A 13,478-nucleotide genomic window follows, 5' to 3' on the forward strand; every position below is an offset into this window, starting at 1 on the left:
AGTATTGGATCGACCAAAAATCAGGCAACGCTTGCGCCGGCTCGGCGATTTTGTGCCTTGACCAGGCGGTCCATCGTACGCAGCGATTTGTCGCTCAGTGCCAGCGCCGTGTCGACCCAGACTTCGGTAATGCGCAGCAATTCGTCGTAAGGCACTGCCTGTGCCAGATTGCGCGCCGCGTTCATTGCCAGATAGGAATTGGAGATGCGCTTCTGCTGGCGGATGAGGGTCTGGGTAGCCGCGACGCCCTGTCCCTTGGGCACCAGCACGTCCACGATCCCCATCGCATGCATCTCTTCGCTGCTGTAGATGCGTCCATCGAGAATGATCTTCTCTGCCAGTTGAGGCGAAACGCGGCGGCACAGGAAGGAATACGCGCCCATGCCCGGAAACAGGCCGAACAGGACCTCGGGCAGTCCCATGCCGATGCCTTCCTCGGCCACGATGGTATGGCAGGCCAGGGCCATCTCCAGCCCGCCTCCCAATGCATCGCCCTGCAGCAGCGCAATGCTGCGCACGTCCCCACCGAAGCCGGTATGCAGGTGATGGACGCCTTCCACGCAGCGAATCGCATACCGCATGAGTTGTTCGCGATTCTGTTCGCGGATCAAGCGTGCGAACAGGTCCAGATCGCCACCGAGATTGAAGGCGTCCGCGTCGGAGGCCAGTACGAAATGGCGGAGCTCGCCGGTGCGACGCTCATGCGGAGCGCGGGTGATGGTGCTCATGATCTCCCACATGTCTTCCAGCAAGTCGGTCCGGCAGCACGGCCGTACTCCGGCATCCGCGTCCGCATGCATAAACAACCAGTGGGTGCCGTCGGCGACCGATGAGTCAACACGAATGGTGGAGTGAGGACGGCCGAGGTAGCGCTTTTCAATCGTGTTCATGGGCATGATCCTGGGAGGGCCCGCGATGGGAGAGTGGATGCCGGCGGGCGCGCACGATCCACTCCAAATCGATGCTACACCGGCACTATCTCCATGAACGCAGAGGGCTTTCCCATCGCCGGGAAAGCCCTCTGGTGTGCATCTTCGGCAGGATCTTCACTTCCTGCCGGGACATGTCTGCGATTACCTGGGTGGCGCATCCCGCAATTCGCGGCGCAGGATCTTGCCGACATTGGTTTTCGGCAACTCCTTGCGGAATTCGATCACTCGCGGCTGCTTGTAGCCGGTCAGGTTGGCGCGGCAGTGCGCCTTGACGGCGTCGGCGGTCAGGGCAGGGTCCTTCTTCACGATGACAGCCTTGACGATCTCGCCGGACTTCTCGTCCGGTACGCCGACGGCGGCCACTTCCAGCACGCCGGGCATCTCGGCAATCACGTCCTCGATCTCGTTCGGATACACGTTGAAGCCGGACACCAGGATCATGTCCTTCTTGCGGTCGACGATGTAGACGAAGCCCTGTTCGTCCATCCGCGCGATATCGCCGGTATGCAGCCAGCCGTCGGCATCCATGACCTTGGCGGTTTCTTCGGGCTTCTTCCAGTAGCCCTTCATCACCTGCGGGCCCTTGATGCACAGCTCGCCGATCTCGCCCAATGGCAGCGCCGCGCCGGCGTCGTCCTTGATGCAGGCATCGGTGGACGGAATCGGCAGGCCGATCGAGCCGTTGTAGTCCTTCAGGTCCATCGGGTTGATGCAGGCGGCCGGCGAGGTTTCGGTCAGGCCGTAAGCCTCAACCAGGGTCAGGCCAGTGACCTTTTTCCAGCGTTCGGCGACCGAACGTTGCACCGCCATGCCGCCGCCCAGGGTCATCTTGAGCGAGGAGAAATCCACCTGATCGAAGCCGGGGGTATTGAGCAGGCCGTTGAACAGCGTGTTGACCCCGGTGAAGGCGGTGAAGCGGGTCTTCTTCAGTTCCTTGACGAAGCCGGGCATGTCGCGCGGATTGCTGATCAGGTGATTGCAGCCGCCGATCTTCATGAAGACCAGGCCGTTGGCCGTCAATGCGAAGATGTGGTACAGCGGCAGCGCGGTGATCACCACCTCGGCGCCTTCTTCCAGCTTGCCGGTGCCGGCAAGCCACTGATGGGCCTGCTGCATGTTGGCCACCAGATTGCGGTGGGTGAGCATCGCGCCCTTGGCCACGCCGGTGGTGCCGCCGGTGTACTGCAGGAAGGCGATGTCGTCGGGCTCGATCTGCAAGGTCGGCACGCTGTGCTTGCGGCCCAGCGCCAGTGCGTCGCGGAAACGGATCGCGCCATTGATGCGGTAATCGGGCACCAGCTTCTTGACGTACTTGACGACGAAATTGACCAGCGCCGCTTTCGGGAAGCCGAGCATGTCGCCCAGCCCGGTGGTGATCACCTGCTTGACCGGGGTGTCGGCGATGACCTGCTGCACGGTGGTGCCGAAGTTGTCGATCACCACCAGCACGCTGGCGCCGGAGTCGATCAGCTGATGCTTCAGCTCGCGCGGGGTGTACAGCGGATTGACGTTGACCACGGTCAGGCCGGCACGCAGGATGCCGAAGGTGGCGACCGGATACTGCAGACAGTTGGGCATCATCAGGGCGACGCGGTCGCCTTTCTTCAACTGCAGTTCGCCAAGCAGATAGGCGGCGAACTGCTCGACCAGTTGATCAGCTTCGCGATAGGTGATGGTCTTGCCGAAGCTGTGATACGCGGGGCGGTCGGCAAACCGCTTGACCGAGGTGGCGAACACCTCGGCCACGGTACGGAACTGCTCCAGATCGATCTCGGCGGCGACGCCGGCCGGGTAACTTTGCAACCAAGGACGTGCCTGATTCATCTGCCCCCCTCCAGGGTATTCGGTACGTGACGCGGTGTGTTCCACGGCACTACAACAGCAGGCAGCATACCGTCATGGATGGAAAAGGCGAAGCGTGATGCAGAGCAGCATTCAAGCGTGGTGGCGGGTCGGGCTGGTCGCGATTTTGGTCGTGGCCTTGAGCGGTTGCACGCGTGCCGCACCGGAGCAACGACTGCGCGCAACACTGGAGACGATGCATCAGGCGATCGAGGCGCGGCAGATTGGCGCGGCGATGGCGCCGGTGGCCGAGGATTTTGTCGGCGAACAAGGACTGGACGCAGCCGGGCTGCGGCGACTGATGCAACTGCAGATGCTGGGCAACCGCCGCATCGGCGTGACCCTGGGGCCGGTGGAGGTGCAGCTGCGCGACGACACCGCGCGCGTGCGCTTCACCGCGCTGCTGACCGGTGGCAGCGGACGCTGGCTGCCCGAGCAGGCACAGACCTATCAGGTGACCACCGGCTGGCGCCTGCAGGACGGCGACTGGCAGCTGACGCACGCGCAATGGGAGCCCGCGGGGCGCTGAGCACGGCGACTCCGGTGTGCGCATCGTCAGGCGAGCGCGACCGGTGTCTGGTGGCAAGGTATCTCCCCCGTTGCGCTGCGTCGCGTGCAGCGTCTTGCTGCCTCCGACGACGGTTCACCGTCCCGGCGTTGGCGAGTTCTGGCCACCCAAAACGACACTCCCGCCAGGCGGCGGGAGTGTCGTCGAGCTGATGGCGCAGCGCGCCTTGCGATCAGGCTGCCTTGCGTGCGGCCAGTTGGCGCAGCACGTACTGCAGCAGGCCGCCGTGCTTGAAGTACTCCACTTCCTTGGGCGTCAGCAGCAGCACCTTGACCTGGAACTGCTTGACGCTGCCATCGGACTTTCTGGCATCTACGGTGGCACGGCGGCTGGCGCCGTCCTGCAGGCCGGTAATGTCCAGCACTTCCGAACCATCCAGGCCCAGCGTCTGCGCGTTTTCGTTCTCCAGGAACTGCAGCGGCAGCACGCCCATGCCGACCAGGTTGGAGCGATGGATACGCTCGAAGCTCTCGGCGATCACCGCCTTGACGCCGAGCAGGTTGGTGCCCTTGGCCGCCCAGTCGCGCGAGGAGCCGGTGCCGTATTCCTTGCCGGCCAGCACCACCAGCGGCACGCCGTCGGCCTTGTACTTCACTGCCGCATCGTAGATCGCCAGTTTTTCCGGTGCCGCGCCGTCCTTTCCGTAGTACAGCGTGTTACCGCCTTCTTCGCCGCCGAACATCAGGTTCTTGATGCGGATGTTGGCGAAGGTACCGCGCACCATCACGTCGTCATTGCCGCGGCGGCTGCCGTAGCTATTGAAGTCGGCCGGTTGCACGCCGCGCTCCTGCAGGAAACGGCCCGCCGGCGAATCCTTCTTGATATTGCCGGCCGGCGAGATGTGGTCGGTGGTGATCGAGTCGCCGAACAGGCCCATGATGCGCGCACCGTGCACGTCCTCGACATGGCCGACCTGCATGGTCATGCCGTCGAAGTAGGGCGGGTTCTTGATGTAGGTCGAGGCCGCGTCCCATTCGTACAGCGCACCATCCGGGGAGGCGATGGTGTTCCAGCGGCTGTCGCCCTTGAACACGTCGGCGTAGTTCTGCTTGAACATCTCCGGGCCGACGGTGGCGGCGATGGTGTCGCCGATTTCCTTGTTGCTCGGCCAGATGTCGCGCAGATACACCGGCTGCCCGTCGCTACCGGTGCCCAGCGGATCTGTGGTTAGGTTGATGTCGGTGGTACCGGCGATCGCGTACGCCACCACCAGCGGCGGCGAGGCGAGGTAGTTCATCTTCACTTCGGGATGCACGCGGCCTTCGAAGTTGCGGTTGCCCGACAACACCGAAGACACCACCAGGTCGTCCTTGGCGATCGCCGCAGACACATCGTCCGGCAGCGGGCCGGAATTGCCGATGCAGGTGGTGCAGCCGTAGCCGACCACGTAGAAACCGAGCGTTTCCAGATCGGCGAGCACACCGGCCTTGCTCAGGTAATCGGTGACCACGCGTGAGCCCGGCCCGAGCGAGGTCTTCACCCATGGCTGCGCCTTCAGCCCCTTGGCCGCCGCGTTACGCGCGAGCAGGCCGGCGCCCAGCATCACTGCCGGGTTGGAGGTGTTGGTGCACGAGGTGATCGCGGCGATCACCACCGAGCCGTCGCGCAGCTGCCAGCCGGCACCGCTGTCGGTGGAACTCTCGGCCTGCGCTGCCTTGGCGCCGACCGCAGTGCCGCCGCCGCCTTCGTTCTTCAGCCGGTCTTCCTGCTTGATGTCGGTCAGGCGCTTGCTGCGCGCATCCACGAACGGCTTGAGGCTCTCGCGGAAGTTGGACTGCATGTCTTCCAGCAGCACGCGGTCCTGCGGGCGCTTGGGGCCGGCCAGCGACGGCTTGACCTCGCCCATGTCCAGCTCCAGCGTGGCGCTGTACTGCGCCGGCGGGGTGTTGGCGTCGTGCCACAGGCCCTGCGCCTTGGCATAGGCCTCGACCAGCGCGATCTGCTCCTCGCTGCGGCCGGACAGGCGCAAATAGGTCAGCGATTCGTCGTCGACCGGGAAGATGCCGCAGGTGGCACCATACTCCGGTGCCATGTTGCCGATGGTGGCGCGGTCGGCCAGCGGCAGATGCTGCAGGCCTTCGCCGTAGAACTCGACGAACTTGCCGACCACGCCGGCCTTGCGCAGCATCTGGGTGACGGTGAGCACCAGATCGGTGGCGGTGGCGCCTTCGGGCAGCTTGCCGCTGAGCTTGAAGCCGACCACCTGCGGGATCAGCATCGACGAGGGCTGCCCCAGCATCGCGGCCTCGGCCTCGATCCCGCCCACGCCCCAGCCCAGCACGCCGATGCCGTTGATCATGGTGGTATGGCTGTCGGTGCCGAACACGGTGTCCGGGTAGGCGATCTGTGTTCCGTCCTTGTCCGCGCTCATCACCACGCGCGCCAGATTCTCCAGGTTCACCTGGTGGACGATGCCGGTGTTGGGTGGCACCACCTTGAAGTTTTCGAATGCCTTCTGGCCCCAGCGCAGGAAGCCGTAGCGTTCCTGGTTGCGCTGGAATTCGATCTTGCCGTTGAGGTCGAGCGCATCGGCCGAGCCGAACACGTCCACCTGCACCGAGTGGTCGATAACCAGTTCGGAGGGGATCTGCGGGTTGATCTGGTCGGCGTTGCCGCCGAGCTTGACCACGGCATCGCGCATCGCGGCCAAGTCGACCACGCATGGCACGCCGGTGAAGTCCTGCAGCACCACGCGGGCGGGCATGAAGGCGATTTCGATATCGGGCTCGGCGGTGGGGTCCCACTTGGCGACCGCTTCGATATGGTCCTTGCCGACGGTGACACCGCCGTCCTCGTGCCGGAGCAGGTTCTCCAGCAGGATCTTCATCGAATAGGGCAGATGGCCGATATCGAAGCGCTCGCCCAGCTTAGGCAGGCTGTAGTACTCGTAGCGCTTGCCGTGGACCTCAAGCGAGGTGCGGGTGGAAAAGGAATCGCTCATGCATCACTCCTATGGCTGCAGGCTGTAGGTCTGTCTGGAACAGTGTGACCAATTCAGTGTGTACGTTCGGTTGCAGGACAGGGTATGTGGCCTTGAGTACGACAAGTCAAGTATGTAAAATCGGCGCATACTTTCTGCCGGGGTCACCTCCATGGAAGCCACAGTTGCCGAACGCGGACAGATCACGCTGCCCAAGGCCGTGCGCGATGCCCTGGGCCTGACCAAGGGCACCACGCTCAAGATCGAGCTCGACGGCGGGCGCATCATCCTGCGCAAGGACGTCAGCGAGGCGCTGCGCAAGGTGCGCGGCAAGTTCAAGCTGGTCGACGGGCTGACCAGCACCGACGAGGCGATGCGCGCCATCCGCGGCCGCGCCCCCGGGGATCCATTCGACCCATGATCGCCCTGGATTCATCGGTGCTGCTGGACATCCTGGTCGGCGATGCGGTCTACGGCGAAGTGTCGGAGATCTGCATCGGCGATGCGCTGGCGCGCGACGAGGTGGTGGTCTGCGATGCGGTGGTGGCCGAGGTGCTGGCCATGCTCGATACCCAGGTCGACCTGATGGAAACCCTGGCCTCGATCGGGGTGCGTTACGAAGCCACCCAGGAAGCGGCGGCGGTGCGCGCCGGCCATATGAACAAGCGCTTCCGCGCGCGCGGCGGCAAACGCGAGCGGGTGGTGGCCGATTTCCTGATCGGCGCCCACGCGCTGCTCCAGTGCGACGGGTTGATCACCCGCGACGAGGGCTTTTTCCGCGACTACTTCAAGGGTTTGAAGATCGTTGTTCCCAAACCCGCAAGCTGATCCACGTTTCGCGTCTACACATTCACTGTTGTCTTTCGGAGAATCCGCATGTTGGAAGCCTACCGCCACCACGTTGCAGAGCGCGCCGCGCTCGGTATCCCGCCGCTGCCGCTGACCGCGCAGCAGACCGCTGAGGTCATCGAGCTGCTGAAGGCTCCGCCGGCGGGCGAAGAAGAGTTCCTGGTCGAGCTGCTCAGCCAGCGCGTGCCGGCTGGCGTGGACGATGCCGCCAAGGTCAAGGCTTCGTACCTGGCCGCGGTGGCCTTCGGCACCGAGAAAACCGCGCTGATCAGCCCGACGCGTGCAACCGAGCTGCTCGGCACCATGCTGGGTGGCTACAACATCCAGCCGCTGATCGACCTGCTCGACAACGCCGAGCTGGGCGCCACCGCCGCCGAAGCGCTCAAGCACACCTTGCTGGTGTTCGATGCCTTCCACGACGTGCAGGAAAAGGCCGAAGCCGGTAATGCGCATGCCAAGGCCGTGCTGCAGAGCTGGGCCGATGCCGAGTGGTTCACCAGCAAGCCGGAAGTGCCGCAGAGCATGACCGTCACCGTGTTCAAGGTGCCGGGCGAGACCAACACCGACGACCTGTCGCCGGCCCCGGATGCGACCACGCGCCCGGACATCCCGCTGCACGCGCTGGCGATGCTGAAGAACAAGCGCGACGGCGCGGCCTTCGAGCCGGAAGAAGACGGCAAGCGCGGCCCGATCCAGGCCATCGCCGATCTCAAGGACAAGGGCCATCTGGTCGCCTACGTGGGCGATGTGGTCGGTACCGGTTCCTCGCGCAAGTCGGCGACCAACTCGGTGCTGTGGTGGACCGGCGAGGACATTCCGTTCATTCCGAACAAGCGCTTCGGCGGCGTGTGCCTGGGCAGCAAGATCGCCCCGATCTTCTACAACACGATGGAAGACGCCGGCGCGTTGCCGATCGAGCTGGACGTGTCGCAGATGGAGCACGGCGATGTGGTCGAGCTGCGGCCGTACGACGGCAAGGCGCTGAAGAACGGGCAGGTGATCGCCGAGTTCGCGATGAAGTCGGACGTGCTGTTCGACGAAGTGCGCGCCGGTGGCCGCATTCCGCTGATCGTCGGCCGCGGCCTGACCGCCAAGGCGCGCGAGTTCCTGGGCCTGCCGGCCTCTGACCTGTTCCGCCTGCCGATGGACCCGCCGGACACCGGCAAGGGCTTTTCGCTGGCGCAGAAGATGGTCGGCCGCGCCTGCGGCTTGCCGGAAGGGCAGGGCATGCGCCCGGGTACCTATTGCGAGCCGAAGATGACCTCGGTGGGCTCGCAGGACACCACCGGCCCAATGACCCGCGACGAGTTGAAGGACCTGGCTTGCCTGGGCTTCTCGGCCGACCTGGTGATGCAGTCGTTCTGCCACACCGCCGCTTATCCGAAGCCGGTCGACGTCAAGACCCACCACACCTTGCCGGAGTTCATCTCCACCCGTGGCGGCGTGTCGCTGCGTCCGGGCGATGGCGTGATCCACAGCTGGCTCAATCGGATGCTGCTGCCCGACACCGTCGGTACCGGTGGCGACTCGCACACGCGTTTTCCGATCGGCATTTCGTTCCCGGCCGGCTCCGGCCTGGTGGCCTTCGCCGCCGCCACCGGCGTGATGCCGCTGGACATGCCCGAGAGCGTGCTGGTGCGCTTCAAGGGTGAGATGCAGCCGGGCGTGACGCTGCGTGACCTGGTCAACGCGATCCCGCTGTACGCAATCAAGGACGGTCTGCTGACCGTGGCCAAGCAGGGCAAGAAGAACATCTTCTCCGGCCGCATCCTGGAAATCGAAGGCCTGCCGAACCTGAAGGTGGAGCAGGCGTTCGAGCTGTCCGATGCCTCGGCCGAGCGTTCGGCGGCCGGTTGCACCGTGCACCTGGACAAGGCGCCGATCATCGAATACCTGACCAGCAACATCACCCTGCTGCGCTGGATGATTGCCGAAGGCTATGCCGATGCGCGCACGTTGGGCCGCCGCATCAAGAAGATGGAAGAGTGGCTGGCCGATCCGCAGCTGCTGCAGCCCGATGCCGACGCCGAGTATGCCGCCGTCATCGAGATCGACCTGGCCGACATCCACGAGCCGATCGTGGCGTGCCCGAACGACCCGGACGACGTCAAGACGCTGTCCGACGTGGCCGGTGCGGCGATCGACGAGGTGTTCATCGGTTCATGCATGACCAACATCGGTCACTTCCGTGCCGCTGCCAAGTTGCTGGAAGGCAAGCGCGATATCCCGACCCGTCTGTGGGTTGCACCGCCGACCAAGATGGACGCCTCCGAGCTGACCAAGGAAGGCCATTACGGCACCTTCGGCGCTGCCGGCGCGCGTATGGAAATGCCGGGCTGCTCGCTGTGCATGGGCAACCAGGCGCAGGCACGCGAGGGCGCCACGGTGTTCTCCACCTCCACGCGTAACTTCCCGAATCGTCTGGGCCGCAATACCAACGTGTACCTGGGTTCGGCGGAACTGGCGGCGATCTGCTCGCGTCTGGGCCGCATCCCGACCAAGGACGAGTACATGGCCGATGTGGGCGTGATCAAGACCAGTGGCGATCAAATCTACCGCTACATGAACTTCGATCAGATCCAGGAATATCAGGACGTGGCCGATACCGTCGCTGCCTGATCCAGTTGGTTGCTCACCTGTTCGAAAAACGCCCGGCAATGCCGGGCGTTTTTCGTTATTCGGGCGATGACTTCGTTTTAGCTGCGCAATGCCGGGAGTTAAGGCAATCGCAGTTAACTCGTCTGTCGCATTGCAACAAAAATCTGAAGTCGGCAGGTCTAGAGTGGCGCCGCTCCCATCGCTCTGATTGATCTCCAATGCCTACTTGCACGATCGCTGGTCAAACGCTGCACTACGCACAATACGGTCAAGGGTTTCCGGTGTTGCTTGGCCACAGTTATCTCTGGGACGCGGCCATGTGGGAACCGCAGATCCAGGCGCTCTCGCCGCACTATCGGGTCATCGTTCCCGAGTTGTGGGGGCACGGGCAATCGGCGGCACTGCCAGCGGGCACGCAGACGGTGGGCGACCTTGCCAGGCAGATGCTGCTGTTGCTTGATGCGCTGGAGCTACCGCAATGCGCAGTGGTCGGCCTGTCGGTCGGCGGCATGTGGGGCGCCGAGCTGGCGCTGCTGGCACCGCAGCGCGTGCGCAGCCTGGTGCTGATGGATACCTTCCTGGGTGCCGAGCCGCAGGCCACGCAAACGCGTTATTTCGCTTTGCTCGATGCGATCGAAGCAGCCGGGCAGGTGACGCCTGCGTTGATCGAGGCGATCATGCCGATCTTTTTCCGCCCCGGCATCGATCTGAATTCCGCGCTGCCGGCTGCGTTTGCGCAGCGTCTGGCCGCGCTGTCTGCCGAGCAGTTGCGCACCTCCATCGTGCCGCTGGGCCGGCTGATCTTCGGGCGCGCGGATCGCCTGGAGGCGATGTCCGCGCTGAATCCGGCCAGCACCTTCCTGCTTGGCGGCGCAGACGATATTCCGCGCCCGCCCGAAGAGCTGTGGCTGATGGCCGAGGTGATCGGGTGCGACTATGAGCTGATCCCCGATGCCGGGCACATCGCATCGCTGGAGAATCCGGCCTTCGTCACTGCGCAATTGCTGGGTTGGTTGAAGCGCACCGTGGCATCGGATTCGACGCGGATGCAAAGGCGCGCGCTTGAAGACAACAGTCAGGCACAGGCATCGCTCTCATGATGTGCCGCTGATCTGGCGATCAGAACGACACCGTGTGTTGCCTGCAAGCATGAGCACCGGCCACCTCAGTTGGCGCTGCTTGCAACGATGAGCACCGACCACCTCACTTGGTCCTTGCCTGCGCACCGTCGCCGGACCTTGCGCGGCATGGATGCCGCGTAAGCGCCTACAGGGATGTACTTGCAGCGTGTCCTGCGAGGGTGGGCGGCAAGGGCCCTGCACAGAAGCACCAGATCAGATGCTTTGCCTTCCGGCAATTTGCTTCGATCTGCTGATGCCGGCATAAAACGCTAGGAGAACAGCCTGACAAACCACGACATGGTTGTCGTGAGCCGCTCTAAGACTGCGCACCCAGCCAGGCTTCCAGTGCCGCCGCCGGCAATGGCCGCGAAAACAGATAGCCCTGCAGCACTTCGCAGCCGAGGTCGGCGAGGAACAGGCGTTGGGCTTCGTTTTCCACGCCTTCGGCAACCACGTGCTTGCGCAGATGCTCGCCGATGCGCAGCACCGAGGTGGTGAGGGCGCGGGCGTCTTCGCTGTGTTCGATGTCGCGCACGAAGCTCATGTCCAGCTTGAGCTCGTCGATCGGCAGGCGATGCAGGTGGCTCAGGCTGGAGTAGCCGGTGCCGAAGTCGTCCAGCGACAACGAGATGCCGGCTTCGCGGATGGCGTGCAGGTTTTCCAGGACGCCGGGTTGCCCGGAGAGCATCACGCTCTCGGTCATTTCCAGCGTGAGGTCGGAGGGCTGCGCGCCCATGTCGGCGATCAGGCGCAACAGGTCGCTGAGCATGCGCGGGCTTTCGAAGCTGCTCGCCGACAGGTTCACCGACACGCGCGACACCGGCACGCCACGCTTGCGCCAATCGGCGATCTGCCGGCAGGCACTGCGCAGCACCCAGTCGTTGAGCTGCGGCATCATGCCTTGCTCTTCGGCCACGGGCAGGAACCGCGCCGGCGAAATGGCGCCCATCTGCGGATGATTCCAACGCAACAGCGCTTCCACGCCGTATAGCGCGTGCGGTGCGGCGCTGTGCAACTGCGGTTGGTAGTGCAACTGCAGTTGATCGCGGTCGATCGCCTGGCGCAGCTCCGCTTCCAGCGCAACGCGTTCCTGCGCCATGCGGTTCATGTCGGAACTGAAGAAACGGAACCGCCCGCCGCCTTCCTGCTTGGCGCGGTTCATGGCCAGATCGGCATGCCGCAGCAGGATGTTGATGTCGCGCCCATCTTCGGGAAACATCGCCACGCCGATACTGGCCGACGGATGCACGGTCATGTGCCCGACCGGCAACGGCCTGGCGATGGTGCCCAGCACGCGTTCTGCGGCGGCACTGGCTTGCTCGGCACTGCATTGCGGCAGCGCGAGCGCGAATTCGTCGCCGGCCAGGCGCGCCAGCATGGCGGTGGCGGTCAGCTGTTCGCCGATGCGCAAGGCGATGTCGCGCAACAGGCCATCGCCGGCGGCATGGCCCTGGCTGTCGTTGATCAACTTGAAGCGGTCGATGTTGATGAACATCAACGTGGCCGGTTCGCCGGCGTATTCGGCCTGTGTCAGGGCTTGCTCGGCGCGTGCGCTGAACATGATGCGGTTGGGCAGGCCGGTCAGCGCATCGTAGAACGCCAGTTGATGCACGCGCTGGCGGATCTGTTCGCGTTCCAGCGCCAGTGTGCACAACTGCTGGCACAGATCGGTGAGGCGTACGTGCCAGGCATCGGCACGCTGCGCCTTGCGGTAGTACAGCGCGAAGGTACCGAGCACGCGTGCGCTGTTGGAGCGGATCGGTGTGCTCCAGCACGCGCGCAGACCCATCGGCAGCAGCAGTTCGCGGAATTGCGCAAACAGCGGGTCGGTGGCGATGTCTTCCACCATTACCGGGCGGCCGCGCCAGGCGGCCGTACCGCAGGCGCCTGCACCCGGCGCGATCTTCAGTCCGTTGACCGCATCGGCATATTCCGGCGGCAGGCTGGGCGCGGCCAGCGAATGCAGGCAGCCCTGGTTGTCCGCGCTCATGACCGTGGCCAGCACGTCCGGTGCGATGCGCTCGACCTCGGTGCAGATCAGCGTCATCACCTCGATCAGCGGCCGTTCCTGCACCAGCGCCTCGAGCACGCGGTGCTGCAGCACCTCATGCATCTTGGTGTCGGTGATGTCGGTCAGCACCGCCACGTAATGCGACGGCAGATGCCTGGCGTCGTAGATCGGATTGAAGTTGAGCGAAATCCACAGCGGCGTGCCGTCCTTGCGGTATACCAGCAGGTCGGCCTGGGTCTGCTGCAACGCATCGGCGCGGTCGCGGATGCGCGCCACCTCGTCCTGGTCGCTTTGCGCGCGGGTCAGCACGTCCGAGGGACGCTTGCCGACCAGTTCGGCCTCGGTATAGCCGAACATGCGCTGGAAGCCGTCGTTGGCGTAGAGCAGGCGCGATTGCAGATCGCAGATCAGGATCGCACTGCTGCTGCCGTCCAGCGCTTCGGCCAGCAGGCGCGAGCGCGTGGCATCGGGATGTTCGTCCGGCCTGCTCACGCCAGCGGTGATCGGGCCGACCTTGAACGTCCTGGGAAGGGGCGCGTGATCTGCCGGTGTCTCCGCCGTCGCCAGCGATGCGGTTACCGCGACGCCGGGAACCGCCGCCTGTTCAGCCGGATGCGGGGGACGAACGGTCATGCCG

Annotated in this window: 9 protein-coding genes; 5 read left to right on the forward strand and 4 right to left on the reverse strand. The window is 64.5% G+C overall.

Annotated features, from left to right (window positions below):
* Positions 1-20 precede the first annotated feature (20 nt).
* Both AC1PLS_RS09770 and rpfB read right to left on the reverse strand, forming a co-directional pair.
* On the reverse strand, positions 21-890 hold the full coding sequence (locus AC1PLS_RS09770) for a crotonase/enoyl-CoA hydratase family protein (protein WP_184380265.1): 870 nt from the start codon (positions 888-890) through the stop codon (positions 21-23).
* Positions 891-1,073: 183 nt separating this feature from the next.
* The gene (rpfB, locus tag AC1PLS_RS09775; RefSeq protein WP_184380267.1) at positions 1,074-2,756 is read right to left on the reverse strand and encodes a fatty acyl-CoA ligase RpfB; all 1,683 of its coding nucleotides are present in this window, start codon (positions 2,754-2,756) and stop codon (positions 1,074-1,076) included.
* A gap of 97 nt (positions 2,757-2,853) precedes the next feature.
* Between rpfB and AC1PLS_RS09780 the strand changes: the two genes are divergently transcribed.
* Positions 2,854-3,303, forward strand: coding sequence for a Cif family virulence factor (locus AC1PLS_RS09780; RefSeq protein WP_184380269.1), 450 nt, complete (start codon positions 2,854-2,856; stop codon positions 3,301-3,303).
* Between the two features lie 211 nt (positions 3,304-3,514).
* Here AC1PLS_RS09780 and acnA read toward each other — a convergent pair whose 3' ends face one another.
* Positions 3,515-6,283, reverse strand: coding sequence for an aconitate hydratase AcnA (gene acnA, locus AC1PLS_RS09785; RefSeq protein ID WP_039527487.1), 2,769 nt, complete (start codon positions 6,281-6,283; stop codon positions 3,515-3,517).
* A 151-nt stretch (positions 6,284-6,434) separates the two neighbouring features.
* On the opposite strand from acnA, the gene AC1PLS_RS09790 reads away from it, so the two are divergent.
* The 4 genes from AC1PLS_RS09790 to AC1PLS_RS09805 all read left to right on the forward strand — a co-directional run bounded on the left by AC1PLS_RS09790 (position 6,435) and on the right by AC1PLS_RS09805 (position 10,809).
* Complete coding sequence (locus AC1PLS_RS09790; protein WP_016903180.1) at positions 6,435-6,683, forward strand: AbrB/MazE/SpoVT family DNA-binding domain-containing protein; 249 nt, start codon at positions 6,435-6,437, stop codon at positions 6,681-6,683.
* The gene (locus tag AC1PLS_RS09795) at positions 6,680-7,090 is read left to right on the forward strand and encodes a type II toxin-antitoxin system VapC family toxin (protein WP_024937706.1); all 411 of its coding nucleotides are present in this window, start codon (positions 6,680-6,682) and stop codon (positions 7,088-7,090) included. Before AC1PLS_RS09790 ends, AC1PLS_RS09795 begins: the two co-directional genes overlap by 4 nt.
* 48 nt (positions 7,091-7,138) lie before the next feature.
* The gene (acnB, locus tag AC1PLS_RS09800) at positions 7,139-9,730 is read left to right on the forward strand and encodes a bifunctional aconitate hydratase 2/2-methylisocitrate dehydratase (protein ID WP_024937705.1); all 2,592 of its coding nucleotides are present in this window, start codon (positions 7,139-7,141) and stop codon (positions 9,728-9,730) included.
* 197 nt (positions 9,731-9,927) lie between these two features.
* Complete coding sequence (locus tag AC1PLS_RS09805; RefSeq protein ID WP_260214062.1) at positions 9,928-10,809, forward strand: alpha/beta fold hydrolase; 882 nt, start codon at positions 9,928-9,930, stop codon at positions 10,807-10,809.
* 337 nt (positions 10,810-11,146) lie between these two features.
* Here the strand turns inward: AC1PLS_RS09805 and AC1PLS_RS09810 are convergent, their stop codons facing one another.
* Positions 11,147-13,474, reverse strand: a complete 2,328-nt coding sequence (locus AC1PLS_RS09810; protein WP_226427790.1) for an EAL domain-containing protein — start codon at positions 13,472-13,474, stop codon at positions 11,147-11,149.
* Between the last annotated feature and the right edge of the window lie 4 nt (positions 13,475-13,478).

This window comes from Xanthomonas sp. NCPPB 3218, assembly GCF_056725185.1.

Excerpts from the sequence above, each read along its gene's own strand:
- AC1PLS_RS09770 (WP_184380265.1), bottom strand. The coding sequence starts at position 890 with ATGAACACGATTGAAAAGCGCTACCTCGGCCGTCCTCACTCCACCATT.
- rpfB (WP_184380267.1), bottom strand. The coding sequence starts at position 2,756 with ATGAATCAGGCACGTCCTTGGTTGCAAAGTTACCCGGCCGGCGTCGCC.
- AC1PLS_RS09780 (WP_184380269.1), top strand. The coding sequence starts at position 2,854 with ATGCAGAGCAGCATTCAAGCGTGGTGGCGGGTCGGGCTGGTCGCGATT.
- acnA (WP_039527487.1), bottom strand. The coding sequence starts at position 6,283 with ATGAGCGATTCCTTTTCCACCCGCACCTCGCTTGAGGTCCACGGCAAG.
- AC1PLS_RS09790 (WP_016903180.1), top strand. The coding sequence starts at position 6,435 with ATGGAAGCCACAGTTGCCGAACGCGGACAGATCACGCTGCCCAAGGCC.
- AC1PLS_RS09795 (WP_024937706.1), top strand. The coding sequence starts at position 6,680 with ATGATCGCCCTGGATTCATCGGTGCTGCTGGACATCCTGGTCGGCGAT.
- acnB (WP_024937705.1), top strand. The coding sequence starts at position 7,139 with ATGTTGGAAGCCTACCGCCACCACGTTGCAGAGCGCGCCGCGCTCGGT.
- AC1PLS_RS09805 (WP_260214062.1), top strand. The coding sequence starts at position 9,928 with ATGCCTACTTGCACGATCGCTGGTCAAACGCTGCACTACGCACAATAC.
- AC1PLS_RS09810 (WP_226427790.1), bottom strand. The coding sequence starts at position 13,474 with ATGACCGTTCGTCCCCCGCATCCGGCTGAACAGGCGGCGGTTCCCGGC.